Source organism: Paraburkholderia sp. Tr-20389, from assembly GCF_017104565.1.
Taxonomy (GTDB): Bacteria; Pseudomonadota; Gammaproteobacteria; order Burkholderiales; family Burkholderiaceae; genus Paraburkholderia.
In genome coordinates, this window is sequence record NZ_JAAGPD010000003.1 from 129211 (window position 1) to 145877 (window position 16667).

The following is a 16667-nucleotide window of genomic DNA, read 5'->3' on the forward strand; positions in this document are numbered from 1 at the left end:
ATTGTCGTTATTATCTTCTCAAACCGTGACACAACCGCCTTCTTTAAATAATTCGATTGGCTATTTTTTATGCTTTTATTTGAATTGAATTCGCATTAGCTTAGACACGTCAAGCCGCGCGTGCGCGCCGCACCAGGAACCGCTTCGTCACGCCGAACGCGACGAGGTTGCCCGCGACCACCAGCACGAGTCCGAAGACGGCGAGCACCGACCATCGGTAGCCTTCGAACACCGTCGATACAGCCAGCGCGACAAACGGGAACAGCACTGTGCAATACGCGGCACGCTCGGGTCCGATGCGGCCCACCAGCATCAGATACGCGGTGAAGCCGATCACCGAGCCGGGCACGGCAAGGTAGACGAGCGCGCCCAGATAGCGCGCGTCCATGTCCAGCGCGAACGGCAGACCCGCGGCCAGGCTGCCGAGCGTCAGCACGCTCGCGCCGATCAACATCGCCCAGCCGTTGGTGACGATGGGATGCAGACCCATCGACTGCATGCGGCTGGACAGCAGATTGCCCGCCGAAAAGCACATCGTGCCCGCGAATGCGACGGCAAGACCGAGCCACGCGGCGTGATCGCCGAGGTGGCCGGCCATCTGCTGCAGCGACAGGCACACGATGCCTGCAAGACCGAGCACCGCGCCGACGATGGCCGTCGGCTGCAACGGACGGCCCATGAAAAGGCGGCCGTTGAGCGAGTTCAGAAGCGGCGCGGTCGAGAACACGACGGCCACGAGGCCGCTCGGCACGACGCTTTCCGCGTAGTAGAAGCACAGGAAGTTCACGCAAAACAGCGCGAGCCCTTGCGCGGCGAGGAAGCGCCACGCGGCGCGCGGCGGCCACACCGGGCGCCGCATGATCTTCAGCAAAGCGAACAACACGATTGCCGCAAGCCAGAAACGGCACGCAATCGAAACCGGCGCCGGCACGACGCCGAGCTGCCACTTGATCGCGATCCAGGTCGTACCCCAGATCAGCACGGTCACAACATAAAGAAACAGATTCATCGTCAGAGCACCACACAATACGGGTCGATCCGACTATGCGCCTGCGCACGTCCGTTCGATTGTCCAGAATTGCGCACTTCTGGCAGGGCACGGGAAGCGCCGGCCATGCTGCACGTATACTCGGTGTCATCGCATCGCCTGCCGAGCCACTTGTCCGTTTCGCCGCATTCACGTGAACACACCGCCCATCGCCACGACCGACCCAGCCGATCCGCCGTTCGGCCTGCATTCGGTTTGCCAGACGCTGAGCGAGTGCAATGCGTCGCTCGATCGTTTTGCGTGGCTGGGCGATCAGCTCGCCGTCGCGATCTGGACGCGCGAAACCAAAGAGGCCGAAACGGTCTACGAGCAGCCCGGCCATCACACGCTGTCGTGCTATCTGGACGGTGGCTATCGCACCGAGCGCCAGAAGTTGCCGGGCCGCTATGGCGCGCCAAGCCGCCTGTGTGCGCTGCCAGGAGACCACGAATCGCGCTGGTGGGTGCGCGGCCACATGCACTTCATGCATCTGTATTTCTTGCCCGAGCACTTCACGCAGCGCGCAGTGCGCGAACTCGACCGCGAGCCGCGCGAGATGACGCTCGCCGATCGCACGTATTTCGAGGATGAGCGCATCGCGGCGCTTTGCCAGTCGCTCGCGAATCATGCATGGGACGACGCCGATGGTCGACTGCGGGCAAACGAAACGTCGCATGAAATCCTGAGCCTGCTGTTGCGCTCGCAAGGCGTGAACCGCACGGATGCCGTGCTCAAAGGCGGCCTTGCTGTGGCGACGCGCCGCCGTCTGCGTGACTACATCGACCAGAATCTCACGCAGCCGTTGACGCTCGGCGAGCTTGCCGCCGTCGCGAACCTGTCGGAATTCCATCTGGCGCGGATGTTCCGCACGTCATTCGGTCTGCCGCCGCATGCGTGGATCGCGCAGCAACGGCTGGAACGCGCACGCACGCTGCTGCGCACGACGGCATTGCCGCTCGTCGATATCGCGACGCAATGCGGCTACGCAAACGCGAGCCACTTCAGCCATCGCTTCCGCCAGGGCGTCGGCGTCACGCCTGCCGTCTATCGCCAGGCGCTGCGCGCCGGCTGATTCTTCCCGCCTCACGCCGCGTTCCGTTCGGGGCGTACCCTGTCCTACAGTTTCGACGATTCGCGCGACGCGTCGACGCTTTGCGCGCGTTCGCCCGCTTTTTGTCGATCGTCTAATTTGTCTATTTGAGACTATTCGTCTACACTCGACAGCAATCAACCTGCGCCGCGAATGTCTGATCAGCCGCGCTCACGCCACTGCTTTCACTTGAGGACAGAAATGCAAATCAGGGAATTCGGAGTCGAACGCTGGATGGATCAGTACGAGAACCATTGTCAGCTGAATCTTGCGGAAACGTGTGTGGAATCGCTGACGTTGGGCCAACTGCTGAAGATCGCGGGCAAGGAAGAGGCGCTGCTCGGCGAGATTTTGCCGATGAAGCTGACGTATGGCGCGATTGACGGCACTGAGCGGCTGCGCAGCAATGTCGCGTCGCTGTATGAGAAGCAGGCGGTGCCGAACGTGCTGATTACGCACGGTGCGATCAGCGCGAACGCGCTGGTCTACGAAACGCTCGTCGAGCCGGGCGATCATGTGATTTCGGTGCTGCCTACTTATCAGCAGCATTATTCGATTCCGGAGAGCTATGGCGCGAACGTCGAGATTTTGCGTCTGCGCGAGGAGAACGCGTTTCTGCCTGATCTCGACGAACTGAAGCGCATGGTGAAGCCGACTACGCGCGTCATCGCGATCAACAACCCGAACAATCCGACGGGCTCATTGATGGACCGTGCGTTTCTCGAACAGATTGCGGGGATCGCGCGTTCGTGCGGCGCTTACGTGTTGAGCGACGAGGTGTATCGCGGCACGGATCAGGAGGGTGATGGCTTTACGGCATCGATTGCGGATGTGTACGAGAAGGGCATCAGCACGGGCAGCATGTCGAAGACGTGGTCGCTGGCGGGTTTGCGGTTGGGGTGGATCGTCGCGCCTGTGGAGCTGATTCATCGTGTGCAGATTCATCGCGATTACAACACGATTAGTGTTGGGATGTTGAATGATCTGCTGGCGTCGATTGCGCTGGAAAATCGCGCTGCGATTCTTGAGCGGAATCATGAGATTTTGCGGACCAACCTTGCGGTGGTGGATGCCTGGGTCGCTCGCGAGCCTTTGCTTTCTTATGTGAAGCCGAAGTCTGGGACTACCGCTCTTGTGCGTATTGATGTCGATATCTCGTCGCGGGAGTTTTGTGTTTCTCTACTCGAGAAGACCGGGGTTATGTTTACGCCTGGCAGCGCGCTCGATGTCGAAGGTTATGTTCGCGTGGGGTACGCGAATGCTCGCGATGTTTTGGTTCAAGGACTCGAGAGAGTTTCTGGATATCTGCGCGATATCGGGCGCTGACGCTTGGCGTTTTTCGTTTGCTTTTGCCTTTTCTGGCATCCGCGATTTCATGTCGGTGTTCAGGCGTTGCCCCTGTGCGGGGCGGCACCTACTTTTCTTTGCCGCGGCAAAGAAAAGTAGGCAAAAGAAAGCCGCTAACACCGCTAGCTCTTATGCTTGCCTGCGGGCCCCCAACGGGTCCCGCACTCCACACGGCAACACTTTGCTTTGTGCCCGTTGCCAGCGCCTTGAGCAGGCTCATCACCCACTCCAATCACCCGCAGGCAGCCAGCGGCAGCGACTCGTCTGCGCCGCCCAGGTGGCAAACTGTGTGTAGCTTGTCGCGCCACATTCGTTCGCGCTCTTACGACACCGATCCCGTTTTTCAGTCCGGAGTGGTGCATATCCAGCGCGACGGCCTACACACAGTTTGCCACCTGGGCGGCAGTCGACTGCCTGGTAAGGCAGTTAGTGACGCGGGAGTTTGAAGTGGGGGATGCGCATCCAGGAGCGCTGGCAACGCGCGGAAAATAGCATGTTGTCGCGCGAAGGACGGGGACGTTGGGGCTCCTGGGCGAACACACGGGCTGGCGGTGTTAGCCCGCTTTCTTTGCTTACTTTCTTTGCGGCGGCAAAGAAAGTAAGTGCCGCCCCGCACAGGGGCAACGCATGAAGCAAGACAACATAACGCGGATGCCACCGAAAGCAAAACCGCAAAGCGAAACCCAAAAAGGCGTAGCCCGCGCCGAGAAGGCAACCACAACGACTAGCGTCGCAGACAAAAAACCAACCCCTATTTCAAGGCCCTTGCCAACACCCTGGCAACATGCACAGCCTGAACCCCAGCCCCATCATGAATCTGATGCCGGCAACTCGTGCCATCCGCCACCACGACGGTGTTGGCATCGACCCCGCGAACAGCGGGCAACAACGACAACTCGGCCATCGCCATTGAAGCCTCATAGTGCTCGGCCTCATACCCAAAACTCCCGGCCATCCCGCAACACGACGATTCGACCGTCGACACCTTCAACTCAGGAATCCACTTCAACACAGTCTGCACAGGCGAAAACGCATCGAATGCCTTCTGATGGCAATGGCCATGCACCAGCGCCTGGTTCGCATCATCGAGCGGCTTCAACTCGAGCCGAAGTCGACCCGCCTTATGCTCGCGAACCAGAAACTCCTCGAATAACATCGCAAGCTTCGACAAACGCTCTGCCTCTTCACCAAAGCCATACTGCAAAAACTCATCCCGCAACGACAACAGACAAGAAGGCTCCAACCCGACAACGGCCACACCGCGCTCGATGAACGGCCTGAACGCATCGAGCATCCTGCGCGCTTCGCGCTTCGCCTCATCGACCAGGCCAGCAGCAAGAAAGGTTCTGCCACAGCACAGCGGACGCTCGCCCGCTCGCGTGTTGAAGTGCACGGTATAACCCGCCGCTTCGAGTACCTTCTGCGCGGCCCGCGCGTTCTCCGGTTCAATGCTGTTATTGAACGTATCGACGAAGAGCAACACTTCCTTTTGAGCGCTCTCCGCACCCGGCACAGATGAAGAAGCCTTCACATGGCCACTGCCGAGAAACGGCTTCACGAAGCGAGGCAACGAGCGCTGCGGCGCAAAACCCATCGCGCGCTTGAACCATGGCAACCCGCCGGCAAACGCGAACACCCCCGGCATACTGCCCGCGATCGCCGCATAGCGCGGCATGAACGCAATCATCTTTTCGCGCAAACGCAAACCATGCTTTTGCGCCCATGCGGCGCGCGCCTCGATCTTGAACTTCGCCATGTCGATGCCCGTCGGGCAATCGCGCTTGCAGCCCTTGCACGAAACGCACAAGTCGAGCGTGTCCTTCACGTCCTGACTCGCGAGACCTTCATCGCCGAGTTGCCCCGACAACGCCAGCCGCAACGTATTCGCACGCCCACGCGTCACGTGCTGCTCGTCCTTCGTCACGCGATAACTCGGACACATCGTGCCCGCATCGAACTTGCGGCAGTGGCCATTGTTGTTGCACATCTCGACGGCTTTCGCGAGGCCGCCTGCCAGATCATTGCCAGTGCCCGGCGCGGTCTCCACACCCGTCATCGGATCGCGTTGGACATTCCACACCGACCAGTCGAGCGCCGGCTTCAAAGCACGTTCCTTGTAACCGGGCGCGAAGCGGAAATTGCGCGCATCGTCCATCTTCGGCGGACGCACGATCTTGTCCGGATTCATCCGGTTGTCAGGATCGAATAGCGCCTTGATCTCGCTGAACGCACGGTTGATGCGCGGACCATACTGCCACGCGACCCATTCGCCACGGCACAAACCGTCGCCATGTTCGCCTGAATACGCGCCCTTGTATTCACGCACGAGCACCGCTGCTTCTTCCGCAATCGCACGCATCTTCTGCGCGCCGTCGCGGCGCATGTCGAGAATGGGCCGCACGTGCAGCGTGCCGACGCTCGCATGCGCGTACCACGTGCCTTCCGTGCCGTTGCGATGAAACACTTCCGTCAGCCGGCTCGTGTATTCCGCCAGATGTTCGAGCGGCACCGCGCAGTCTTCGATGAACGACACCGGCTTGCCATCGCCCTTCATGCTCATCATGATGTTCAGACCGGCCTTGCGTACTTCCCACAGCGCCTTCTGCTCACCGGCATCGGACATCTGCACGACGGAATCCGGCAAGCCGAGATCGGCCATCAACTCTGTGAGTCGCTTCAGCGACGCAAGCTGTTCGTCGCGGTTCTCGCCCGCGAATTCGACGAGCAGAATCGCTTCGGGCCTGCCGACCAGCGCCTTCTCGATCACCGGCCGGAATGACGGGTTGCTCATCGCGAGATCGATCATCGTACGATCGACCAGTTCGACGGCAACGGGCTTGAGCTTGACGATGTGCTGCGTCAGATCCATCGCCTGCCAGAAGGTCGGAAAATTCACGACGCCCAGCATCTTGTGCGCAGGCAGCGGCACGAGCTTCAGCGTCACTTGCCGACTGAACGCGAGCGTGCCTTCAGAACCGACGAGCAGATGCGCGAGGTTCGCAAAACCATCGTCGGAATAGGCGCGCGGGTTCTGACAATCGAACAGATCGATGTTGTAGCCCGCCACGCGTCGCAACACTTTCGGTACCTGCGCGACGATCTCGTCACGCTCGCGCAACGCAATCGCCTTCACGGCTTCGACGATCTGCTGCAAGCGCGTGCCCTGCGGCGCATCGCGCAGCGAAGCGAAATGCGCCTGCGTGCCGTCCGCAAGAATCGCGTCGATCGCCTCGACGTTGTGAACCATGTTGCCGTATTCGATCGAACGCGAGCCGCACGAGTTGTTGCCCGCCATCCCGCCGATCGTGCATTGCGCCGCCGTCGATACATCCACGGGAAACCACAGGCCATGCGGTTTGAGCCACGCGTTCAGATGATCGAGCACGATGCCCGGCTCGACCGTCACCGTGCACCTGTCCTTGTCGAACGCGACGACCTGATTGAGCCATTTGCTCGTATCGATGACGAGCGCTTCGCCGACTGTCTGCCCGCACTGGCTCGAACCCGCGCCGCGCGCGAGCAACGGCACGTTCTCGCTGCGCGCGACGTCGAGCGCTACGCGCAAATCATCCTGATCGCGCGGCACGACCACGCCGATCGGCATGATCTGATAGATCGACGCATCCGTCGAATAGCGCCCGCGGCTTGCCGCGTCGAACAGAACGTCGCCGCGCAATTCCTTGCGCAGCCGGTTCGCAAGCGGCGTGCTCATGCGCGCCGCCGACGGCACGAGATGAATCGGTTTGACTAGCAGGGTGGCGTTCGACATGTGCTGCGATCCACAAAATGGCTTGAAATGCAGGACTATTCGAGCGTGACGCTGACGGGCCCAAGCCCTTCGATATGTCCGCGCGCGGTGCCCGCATGTTGCGGGAAGAACATGCCCGTATAGGAACCCGTCGTGACGATCATGTCGGGCGTCACTGCAATGCGATGATGCTGCGTGCAGTGATTGACGAGCCACGTCAGCAAACGGCGCGGGTCGCCACACGGATTCGACGGCGTTGCCTTTACCACGTCCTGTCCTTCGAAAGCAAAGCTCAGTGCGGGCGCCACGAATGGAAAATCGCGCCGGTACGTCGTGAACTCGCCGACGATCAACGCGCCGTGATTCTGCAAATCCGCGAGTTGCGCAAGCTTGTCCACATTCGGCCACTGCGCGTAGCGGCTCGCGACGATTTCGATGGTCGCGGCCATTGAATCGATTGCATCGAGCACTTCTACTTCATGATAGGCGTTCGCAGCAGGTTCGAAACTCCGCCCGAAACGAAACGCAATTTCCAGTTCGAGGCCGAGCGGCTTGTAGTGCGCACGCGGCAGATGCGCGCCATCTGCGTGCAGATCGGTCGCGGGCAGCGGCGCGCCCTGAATCGCGCCATCGGCGGATTTGGCGCCGATCTTCCAGCCGCCGATGCGCGCGCCGCGCGTCGCCAGCAACGCATGCTGAATCGCGTACGCGGCGCTCATGTCGGCCGGAACGAGTTCGGGGGAGAGCGACGCGAGCGTCGTATGACCGGCGCGCGCGTCGGCAAGTTGTCGGATGAGCATAGTCGGTCAAACGTTAGCGAGTTCACGCATTGAAGCGCGTGGCGGGTTGTGCAGCCGGCTCCGTGCCGACCGCGAAACGGCTTTCCGGTTGCATGCGGAACGCGAGCACGACGCCGATCGCCATCAGCAACATGCTGCCCGCGAACGGCAATTCCCAGCTGCCGAACGTATCGATCAGGTAGCCGGACAATACGGGCGAAATGATCGCTGCGAGCGCCGAACCCGTGTTCATCATGCCGCTCGCGGTGCCCGAGTATTCGGGTGCGATGTCCATCGGGATCGCCCACATCGGGCCAATCGTCATCTCGGCAAAGAAGAAGCCCGCCGACAGACACACCATCGATACATACAGGTTGTGCGTAAGTAACAACGGCACCAGCGACGCCAGCGTGAGCAGCATGCAGATCGACACCATCCAGCTACGAGCGCGCCGGAGATTGCCCGTGCGTTCGAACACCTTGTCGGTGACGATGCCGCCCAGCGTATCGCCGATCACGCCCGCGAAGAACACAGCCGAAGCGAATACCGCCGACTTCTTTAGATCGAGGTGATAGCTATGCAGAAAGTACTGCGGAATCCAGCTGAGGAAGAGCCACAACGTCCAGCCATAGCAGAAGTACACGACGGTCACGGGCGCCATGCGCTTGAAGAGCGCTTTCCAAGGCAGGTTCGCAGATTTGGCTTTCGGCGCGGGCAGCACGTCGAGTTCGGCCTGCGTGATGCGGCGATGCTCTTTCGGATACTCGGTGAAGGTCACCGCCCACACCACGACCCACAGCAGACTGAAGGCGCCGCAAATATAGAACGATTCGCGCCAGCCCCACGTCGTCATCACGAGTACGATCACGCCAGGCGCGACCGCATTGCCGATGCGCGCCGCCGCGTGCGTGATGCCCTGCGCGAAGCCGCGCTTCTCTTTCGCGACCCAGCGCGACATCGCGGCCGTCGCGGCAGGGAACGTCGCGCCTTCGCCGAAGCCGAGCAGCACACGTGCAAGAAGCAGCGAAACCAGGCCGCCTGCAAAGCCCGTCAACAGCGTCGCGATGGCCCAGATCGCGCCGCACGCGATCAGCGTGCGCTTCGCGCCGAACCGGTCGCTCACCCAGCCGCCAATGATCTGAAACACGAGATACGGATATGCAAAGGCCGAGAACACGAGGCCGATTTCCGTATGCGAAAGATGAAACTCCTTGCCGAAGCCCGCTGCCGCCGTGCTGACGTTGACGCGGTCAAGGTAGGTGATGAAGTACATGATGCATAGCATCAGTAGAACGATACTGGTCGCACTGGTCACACGAAACCGCTTCATCGTCTGTCTCCGTTGCTGGTGGACGGCTTGTTCGCGCGGCGTGTTCGGCCTTCATGCCGCGCGAGCCGCCGTCTGCAGGGTCTGCCGTTGGCATTGGTCGCGTCTGTGGTTCGCTTGCGTCTTTGTCTTTCTGTTCGTTGCGATGCGTCGCGCTGGCCGGGCGCGTTGAACTTCGGGAACTGCGTTTTCGTGATGCTGGGCGAAGGAAGCAACGTGTCGCCGTTTGCGCTTCCTTCGTCGTCGGATAACCGGCGCTCAGGCGGCTGCCTTGAGTTTCGGCGTATTTGGTTGCGACATCAGAAACGCCATCGCAGCGGGCAAGCCGCTTGCAGCAACGGGAACACCCGCTATTTGCAGGCCCATTTCGACGCCCGCCAGCGTTGCCATCAGCGTGAGGTCGTTACAGTCTCCGAGATGCCCGATGCGGAACATGCGCCCTTTCATCTTGCCGAGACCCGTCCCGAGCGACATGTCGAAGCGTTCGTAGATGACCTTGCGGACGGCGTCTGCATCGATGCCATCGGGCATCATGACGCCCGTCAGCACGGGGCTATAAACCGACGGATCGTCGCATTGAATCTCCAGACCCCACGCCCGCACCGCGCGGCGGCAGGCTTCGGCAAGGCGGTCGTGACGCGCGAACACGTTGTCGAGCCCTTCGCCGAGAATCATGTCAAGCGCTTCCGACAGCCCGTACAGCAGGTTCGTGTTCGGCGTGTACGGCCAGTAGCCGCTCTTGTTCATTTCGATGATTTCGGTCCAGTCCCAGAACGCGCGCGGCAGCTTCGCATGCTTGCCCGCTTCGATCGCCTTCGGCGACACCGCGTTGAAACTGATGCCCGGCGGCAGCATCAAGCCCTTCTGCGAGCCGGACACCGTGACGTCCACACCCCATTCGTCGTGACGATAGTCGGCGCAAGCGAGGCCCGAAATCGTATCGACGAGCAGCAGCGCCGGATGACCCGCCGCGTCGATCGCGCGGCGCACCGCGGCGATATCCGACGTGACGCCCGTCGACGTCTCGTTGTGCACCACGCACACGGCCTTGATCGCATGCTGCGTGTCCTCGCGCAGACGCGCTTCGATCATTTGCGGCTGCACGCCGCGCCGCCAGCCTTCGATACCGGGCAAACCGAGAAACTCCGGCTTCAGGCCGAGGCTCTCGGCCATCTTCTTCCACAGCGTCGCGAAGTGGCCCGTCTCGAACATCAACACGTGATCGCCGGGGCTCAGCGTGTTCGACAGCGCGGCTTCCCATGCGCCCGTACCCGACGCCGGATAGATCACGACCGGCTGTTGCGTCTTGAAGATCTTCTTGATGCCGTCCAGCACTTTCAGGCCCAGCGCGCCGAACTCGGGGCCGCGATGGTCGATGGTCGGATAGCTCATCGCCCGCAAGATGCGGTCGGGCACCGGGCTCGGACCCGGAATCTGCAAAAAGTGGCGGCCTGCGGGATGAAAGTCGAGTTTCAGCATCGGTCGATCTCCTCGATTGAATTTTGCATGCAAAAAACTATAACAAGATAATCATGACAATCCCAAGGCGGTGTTTACCCTCGCACTACGCCTGAAAGACTGGCTTGATTTAAAATCGGTGCAAATCGTGCTTGAGGATTTTTGTATGCAAAATTCGGACATTGATGCAGGCCTGACACCGCCTCCCCTGATGCCGAAGGTCGAACGCCAGCGTTTGCACGACACGGTGGTCGAACACATCCGGCGCTTTATCGTCGAAGGCGTGCTGGAGCCGGGCAAGAAACTGAACGAACGCGAACTGTGCGAAACGCTCGGCATTTCGCGTACGCCGTTGCGCGAGGCGCTGAAGGTGCTCGCCGCGGAAGGATTGATCGAGATCGAGCCGAATCGCGGCGCGTCGGTGTCGAAGATGTCCGAAGCGGAGATGCGAGAAACATTCGAACTGATGAGCGGGCTCGAAGCGTTCTCGGGCGAACTCGCGGCGGAGCGCATCACGGCCGCCGAACTCACCGAGATCAAGGCGCTGCATTACGCAATGCTCGCGTGCCGCACGCAGAACGATCTGGCCGGTTACTACAGCCGCAATCAGGCGATTCACGACAAGATCAACGAAGCCGCGCGCAACTCGGCGCTGCGTCAGACGTACATCGCGGTGAACCGCAGATTGCAGGCGCTGCGCTTTCGCTCGAACTTTCAGATCCCAAAGTGGGACAGCGCGATTCATGACCACGATGAAATGCTCAAGGCGCTGGAAGCGCGCGACGGCAAGCGTTTGAGCACGATCTTGCGTCAGCATCTGCTCGACAAACGCGATGCGGTGCTGCAGATTCAATCGCGGGAAGATGCGGCGGCTGCGAAGTTGAAGGCCTGATTCAGGGCTTGAAAAGAAAAACGCACGGCTCGATGCCGTGCGTTTTTTATTGAAGCAACCGACACATCACGCGCCAGTGCGCCCCGTATGATCCTTCTGCCGCAACGACTGCGGCAGGCCATACAGAATGATCAACGCGCAGATCAGGCTCAGCCCGCCGATCACATACAATGCCGGCGTCGTGCTGCCCGTCACGTCGCGCACACGGCCCACCATCACCGGGCTCACGATTCCGCCCAACTGTCCCAGCGTGTTGATCAGCGCGATACCGCCCGCGGCACCCGCGCCCGTCACGAGCTTCGGCGGCAGCGCCCAGAACGCGGGAATCGACGCGATCACACCTGCGCCCAGTACGGCCAGCGCAACGACGAGCATCACCGTCTGCTTGTCGAAATAACCCGCCGCGAAGAAGCCGATTGCGGCCATCACGAGCAGCGCGCTCACGAACTTGCGACGCTCGCCCGTCGCGTCCGACAAGCGCCCCACGACGACCATGCAAATCGCGCCGCAAATATACGGCACGGCCGTCAGCAGACCGATGATCGTCGGATTTTGCGTGCCTGCGGCGCGGATCAGATGCGGCGCCCAGAAGTTGAGGCCATACGACGCGATCTGAATGAGGAAGTAGATCAAGCCAAGCGTCAGAAAGCCAGGCGTGCGGATTGCGCCGAGCAGCGAGTGCCCGTGCGTCGTCGGCTGCGCCTGTTGCGCGATCTGGCTCGACAGATACGTCTTCTCCGAGGCCGACAGCCAGCCCGCGTCTTCGATGCGGTCCTTCAACACCTTGAGCACAAGAATGCCGAGCACGATACACGGCAGACCGCCGAGCATGAACAGCCAATGCCAGCCGCGAATGCCGAACACGCCGTCCATCTGACCGAGCACGAGGCCCGAGAGCGGCGCACCGACCAGACCCGAGAACGCCGACGCAAGAAACAGCAGCGACGTGATGCGTCCGCGATAGCTCGCCGGAAACCACAGCGTCAGGTAGTAGAGCACGCCAGGCGCAAAACCCGCTTCCATCGCACCGATCAGAAAGCGCAGGCCGTAGAACTGCCATTCGTTCTGCACGAACACCATCGCAGCCGTCGCGAGACCCCACGAAATCATGATCCGCGCGATCCACTTACGCGCGCCGACCTTGTACAGCAGCATGTTGCTGGGCACTTCGAACAGCACATAGCCGATCACGAAGAGACTCGCGCCGAGACCATATGCCGTATCCGAAAAGCCGAGGTCGGTTTGCAACTGGAACTTCGCGAAGCTGATATTGATGCGGTCGAAGAACGCGAACAGATAGCAGATCATGATGAGCGGCATCAGCCGCCACGTGACCTTTTTGATGATGTCGGCGGTTGCCGATAGCTTGTCGTCACGGCTGCCTGCCGCCACTGCGCCTGGGGTGCTCATTGTGTGTCTCCTTTGCCAGCGGAATATTGCCGTCTGGTCGTGGTGTTGTTTTACGAACTGGTTGAAGTTCAGATGCTGTGTACGTATTCGGGCACCGGGTGCACATCGCAATTGCGGCCCGCTTTCATCAGTTGTCCCGGCACGTCGTGACCGAGCAACGCCGGCAATGTGCGCGACAGCGCGATGAGCTTCTGCAGATCGATGCCCGTCGGAATGCCGATTTCGTCGCACAGGTTGACGAGGTCTTCCGTGCAGATGTTGCCCGACGCGCCCGGCGCGAACGGACAGCCGCCCAGCCCGCCGAGCGCCGCGTCGAAGCGGCGCGCACCTGCTTCGTACGCGGCGAGCACGTTGGCGAGGCCCAGGCCGCGCGTGTTGTGAAAGTGCAGCGTGAGCGCGTCGGCGGGCACGCGTTGCAGCACGCGTTTGACGAGCCGCGCGACCTGACGCGGATTCGCCATGCCCGTCGTATCGGCGAGCGTGATGCCGCTGATGCCCATCTCGCGGTACGCATCGACGATCGACACGACACGGTCTTCGTCGATCTTGCCTTCGAACGGACAACCGAACGCGGTCGCCACCGTCGCATTCAGCAACACCGGGAAATGCTGTGCGAGCCGCACGATATCGCCGAATGCATCGAGCGATGCTTCGCAGCTCATGCGCATGTTCGCGCGGTTGTGCGTCTGGCTCGCGGACATCACGAGGTTCAGTTCGTCGGCGCGTGCGTTCAACGCGCGCTCGGCGCCCTTCACGTTCGGCACCAGCGCGACGAAGATCACGCCTGCGCGGCGCTGTATCTGCGTGAACACGGCTTCGCCGTCGCGCAACGCGGGAATCGCTTTCGGCGACACGAACGAACCCGCCTCGATGCGCGTGAAGCCCGCCGTCGACAGTTCATCGATCAACGCGATCTTGTCAGCGGTTTCGACCCACGTCGGTTCGATCTGCAAGCCATCGCGCGGCGCGACTTCCTGCACGATCAGCCTGTCGAAATGTTGCTGTTCGAAGTTCATTGCACGGCTCCTTCGCGGCGCAGCCGCTCGATGTCGCCTGGTTCATAGCCGAGATCGGCGAGCACGCTCGACGTATGCTCGCCGAGCGCGGGACCTTGCCAGCGCACTTCGCCCGGCGTCTCCGAGAGTTTCGGCACGATGCCCGGCATCTTCACCGATGCGCCGCCCGGCAAGTCGGCCTTCAGCAACATCTCGCGCGCCTGATAGTGCGGATCGGCGACGATGTCCGCGACGGAATAGATGCGGCCCGACGGCACTTCTGCGCTTTCGAGCGCGGCGAGCACATCGTCGATCGAATGATGCGAAGTCCATGCGGTGATCGCGGCATCCAGCATCGCGTTCTGCGCGACGCGGCCATCGTTGCGTGCAAGCGCGGGATCGTCGGCGAGATCGGGACGGCCGATCACCTGCATCAGTCGCTTGAAGATCGGATCGCTATTGCCCGCGATCACGACGAAACCGCCGTCTTCCGTGCGATACGTGTTCGACGGCGCAATGCCCGGCAGCGCGCCGCCGCTGCGCTCGCGCACGTGGCCGAGCAGATCGTATTCGGGCACGAGGCTTTCCATCAGGTTGAACACGCTTTCGACGAGCGACACGTCCACCACCTGTCCGTCGCCCTGCCCCGTCTTCACGCGCAGCACCGACATCAATGCGCCGATCACGCCATGCAGCGACGCAAGCGAATCGCCGAGGCTCACGCCGACGCGCGCAGGCGCGCCTTCCACATCGCCCGTCGTATAGCGGATGCCGCCCATCGCTTCGCCGATCGCGCCGAAACCGGGACGATCGCGATACGGGCCCGTCTGGCCGTAGCCGGAAATGCGGACCATCGTGAGCTTGGAGTTGATCGCGTGCAGCACGTCCCAGCCGAGGCCGAGCTTTTCCAGCGCGCCAGGGCGCAGGTTTTCGATGACGATGTCGGCATCGGCGGCCAGACGCTTGACGACGTCCGCACCTTCCTGCGACTTGAGATTCACGCAGATCGACTTCTTGTTGCGGGATTGCAGATACCACCAGAGCGACGTGCCTTCATGCAGCTTGCGCCATTTGCGCAGCGGATCGCCCGTTTCGGGTGCTTCGATCTTGATGACTTCGGCGCCGAATTCGGCGAGCAGACGCGCGGCGAACGGCGCTGCGATCAGTGTGCCGATTTCGACGACGCGAATACCCTGCAACGGACCACTCATGATGCTGTCTCCAATCTGAATTCATGTTGGAGACAAGGTTAGAAGCGCGGCCGCCGCAGCGTCCAACCGCATTTCGCCAAGGACCGTTCGCGAAACGCGAACGCTCGGCGCTAGTCCTTGCCGGACAAGGCTTCCACGGTGCGCAGATGATCGAAGAGCAGCCTCGCAACGGGCGAAAGGCGCGCCGAATCGCGCGTCACGATGATGAGGTCGCGCTCGGCCCATTCGTCTTCGAGCGCAACGGCGGCGAGGCCCAGTGGCCGCCCCATGATGCGATACACGTTGATGGGCAGCACGCCGACGCCCATGCCCGCCTGCACCATCCGGCACACGGCGTCGAAACCCGGCACGTGGATGCGCAGCTTGAGCGCCTTGCCCGCCTGGCGTGCGGCCATGTGCGTGCGCGCGTTGATCGAACTGGCTGAATGCAGACCGACGTGATCGCTGTCGAGCGTCTCTTCGAACGCGACGCTTTCGCGCCCGGCGAGGGGATGATCGTCGCGCATCACGACACACAATGCGTCGTGCCGGTAGTGCGTGACTTCGAGACCGCGTGCGTCCGCTTCGCCCGAACAGATGCCGAGGTCGGCGAGACTGTCGGCCACGGCTTCGACCACGCCGCCGCTCGGCCGCTCTTCGAGGTCGATCTTCACGCGCTCGTTGACGGCGAGAAACGCACGCAGATCTTCCGGCAGGAATTCGACGATCGCGGACAGGTTCGCCATCATCCGCACATAGCCGCGCACGCCGCTCGCGTGGCCCGCGAGTTCGATACCGATGTTCTCGATGCCGCGCATCACGCGGCGTGCATGGTGCAGCAGCGTTTCGCCCGCCGGCGTGAGCGTCATGCCGCGCGCGTTGCGCTGAAAGAGCGTCGCGCCGACGGCCTGCTCCAGTTCGAGCAGCCGCTTGCTGGCCGCGGATACCGCGATGGCCTCGCGTTCCGCGGCGCGCGTCAGCGTGCCTTCCTCATAGACGGCGATGAAGAGTTGCAGGGTCGTGAGGTCGAGGCGGCGGAGCAGGTTCTTCAGGACCATGACGGACAATCGATGCATTGGATTGCGTCATATTGTGCCGCGACCTCGCCGCAAGCGCTCGCGTTCAATCAAAACACATCTGCGGAATCGGGTCGCTGGCCGGGAAAGTGTCCATCAGCGCCTCGTCCATCAGGTGCTCGCGATGCTCCCAATGTGCGTCGTGTACCTTGGCATCGGCGTTGTAAGCGGATTTGCTATCCTGTTCCATTCCGGGTTCCTCCTGCGATTCGAGGCTGTCGATACGGGGTGTCGATCGCTTCAGTATTGGTTGTTCGGCATCTGCCTTCAACCTGCGCACACGGACGAAACCTGCCATCCATACGTCGTCTGCTGCCGTCTCCCTGAC

General features: G+C 61.6%; 13 protein-coding genes. 3 read left to right on the plus strand and 10 right to left on the minus strand.

Annotated elements, in window-relative coordinates; genetic code table 11:
- Positions 1 to 109: 109 nt before the first annotated feature.
- The gene (locus G3N95_RS06360) at positions 110 to 1009 is read right to left on the minus strand and encodes an EamA family transporter (protein ID WP_205969155.1); all 900 of its coding nucleotides are present in this window, start codon (positions 1007 to 1009) and stop codon (positions 110 to 112) included.
- 172 nt (positions 1010 to 1181) lie between these two features.
- On the opposite strand from G3N95_RS06360, the gene G3N95_RS06365 reads away from it, so the two are divergent.
- Together G3N95_RS06365 and G3N95_RS06370 are read left to right on the plus strand one after the other, a co-directional pair.
- Complete coding sequence (locus G3N95_RS06365; RefSeq protein WP_205969156.1) at positions 1182 to 2099, plus strand: AraC family transcriptional regulator; 918 nt, start codon at positions 1182 to 1184, stop codon at positions 2097 to 2099.
- 219 nt (positions 2100 to 2318) lie between these two features.
- Entirely contained in the window at positions 2319 to 3443 is a 1125-nt protein-coding gene (locus G3N95_RS06370; RefSeq protein WP_205969157.1) for an aminotransferase, read from the plus strand.
- Positions 3444 to 4215: 772 nt separating this feature from the next.
- Here G3N95_RS06370 and G3N95_RS06375 read toward each other — a convergent pair.
- From G3N95_RS06375 to G3N95_RS06390, 4 genes are all read right to left on the minus strand, one after another.
- The gene (locus G3N95_RS06375; RefSeq protein WP_205969158.1) at positions 4216 to 7233 is read right to left on the minus strand and encodes an FAD-binding and (Fe-S)-binding domain-containing protein; all 3018 of its coding nucleotides are present in this window, start codon (positions 7231 to 7233) and stop codon (positions 4216 to 4218) included.
- 35 nt (positions 7234 to 7268) lie between these two features.
- Positions 7269 to 8012, minus strand: coding sequence for a 2-keto-4-pentenoate hydratase (locus tag G3N95_RS06380; protein ID WP_205969159.1), 744 nt, complete (start codon positions 8010 to 8012; stop codon positions 7269 to 7271).
- Between the two features lie 22 nt (positions 8013 to 8034).
- A complete protein-coding gene (locus G3N95_RS06385) occupies positions 8035 to 9321 on the minus strand; it encodes an MFS transporter (protein ID WP_205969160.1) in 1287 nt (428 codons plus the stop codon).
- 255 nt (positions 9322 to 9576) lie between these two features.
- Complete coding sequence (locus G3N95_RS06390) at positions 9577 to 10797, minus strand: aminotransferase class V-fold PLP-dependent enzyme (protein ID WP_205969161.1); 1221 nt, start codon at positions 10795 to 10797, stop codon at positions 9577 to 9579.
- 145 nt (positions 10798 to 10942) lie between these two features.
- On the opposite strand from G3N95_RS06390, the gene G3N95_RS06395 reads away from it, so the two are divergent.
- Positions 10943 to 11668: a GntR family transcriptional regulator gene (locus G3N95_RS06395; protein ID WP_205969162.1), complete on the plus strand. Its 726-nt coding sequence runs from the start codon at positions 10943 to 10945 to the stop codon at positions 11666 to 11668.
- Between the two features lie 66 nt (positions 11669 to 11734).
- Here G3N95_RS06395 and G3N95_RS06400 read toward each other — a convergent pair whose 3' ends face one another.
- The 5 genes from G3N95_RS06400 to G3N95_RS06420 form a co-directional block, all read right to left on the minus strand.
- A complete protein-coding gene (locus G3N95_RS06400; RefSeq protein ID WP_205969163.1) occupies positions 11735 to 13078 on the minus strand; it encodes an MFS transporter in 1344 nt (447 codons plus the stop codon).
- 68 nt (positions 13079 to 13146) lie between these two features.
- Positions 13147 to 14094 (minus strand): hydroxymethylglutaryl-CoA lyase, encoded by a 948-nt coding sequence (locus G3N95_RS06405; protein ID WP_205969164.1) that lies wholly within the window; start codon positions 14092 to 14094, stop codon positions 13147 to 13149.
- The gene (locus G3N95_RS06410) at positions 14091 to 15284 is read right to left on the minus strand and encodes a CaiB/BaiF CoA-transferase family protein (RefSeq protein WP_205969165.1); all 1194 of its coding nucleotides are present in this window, start codon (positions 15282 to 15284) and stop codon (positions 14091 to 14093) included. Before G3N95_RS06410 ends, G3N95_RS06405 begins: the two co-directional genes overlap by 4 nt.
- Positions 15285 to 15394: 110 nt before the next feature.
- Positions 15395 to 16321: a LysR family transcriptional regulator gene (locus tag G3N95_RS06415; RefSeq protein ID WP_205969166.1), complete on the minus strand. Its 927-nt coding sequence runs from the start codon at positions 16319 to 16321 to the stop codon at positions 15395 to 15397.
- A 64-nt stretch (positions 16322 to 16385) separates the two neighbouring features.
- Positions 16386 to 16637: a hypothetical protein gene (locus tag G3N95_RS06420; RefSeq protein ID WP_205969167.1), complete on the minus strand. Its 252-nt coding sequence runs from the start codon at positions 16635 to 16637 to the stop codon at positions 16386 to 16388.
- Positions 16638 to 16667 lie beyond the last annotated feature (30 nt).

What these genes read in the sequence shown, in the direction of transcription:
- G3N95_RS06360 (WP_205969155.1), bottom strand. Translation starts at nt 1,009, where the DNA reads ATGAATCTGTTTCTTTATGTTGTGACCGTGCTGATCTGGGGTACGACC.
- G3N95_RS06370 (WP_205969157.1), top strand. Translation starts at nt 2,319, where the DNA reads ATGCAAATCAGGGAATTCGGAGTCGAACGCTGGATGGATCAGTACGAG.
- G3N95_RS06375 (WP_205969158.1), bottom strand. Translation starts at nt 7,233, where the DNA reads ATGTCGAACGCCACCCTGCTAGTCAAACCGATTCATCTCGTGCCGTCG.
- G3N95_RS06380 (WP_205969159.1), bottom strand. Translation starts at nt 8,012, where the DNA reads ATGCTCATCCGACAACTTGCCGACGCGCGCGCCGGTCATACGACGCTC.
- G3N95_RS06385 (WP_205969160.1), bottom strand. Translation starts at nt 9,321, where the DNA reads ATGAAGCGGTTTCGTGTGACCAGTGCGACCAGTATCGTTCTACTGATG.
- G3N95_RS06390 (WP_205969161.1), bottom strand. Translation starts at nt 10,797, where the DNA reads ATGCTGAAACTCGACTTTCATCCCGCAGGCCGCCACTTTTTGCAGATT.
- G3N95_RS06395 (WP_205969162.1), top strand. Translation starts at nt 10,943, where the DNA reads ATGCAAAATTCGGACATTGATGCAGGCCTGACACCGCCTCCCCTGATG.
- G3N95_RS06400 (WP_205969163.1), bottom strand. Translation starts at nt 13,078, where the DNA reads ATGAGCACCCCAGGCGCAGTGGCGGCAGGCAGCCGTGACGACAAGCTA.
- G3N95_RS06405 (WP_205969164.1), bottom strand. Translation starts at nt 14,094, where the DNA reads ATGAACTTCGAACAGCAACATTTCGACAGGCTGATCGTGCAGGAAGTC.
- G3N95_RS06410 (WP_205969165.1), bottom strand. Translation starts at nt 15,284, where the DNA reads ATGAGTGGTCCGTTGCAGGGTATTCGCGTCGTCGAAATCGGCACACTG.
- G3N95_RS06415 (WP_205969166.1), bottom strand. Translation starts at nt 16,321, where the DNA reads ATGGTCCTGAAGAACCTGCTCCGCCGCCTCGACCTCACGACCCTGCAA.
- G3N95_RS06420 (WP_205969167.1), bottom strand. Translation starts at nt 16,637, where the DNA reads ATGGCAGGTTTCGTCCGTGTGCGCAGGTTGAAGGCAGATGCCGAACAA.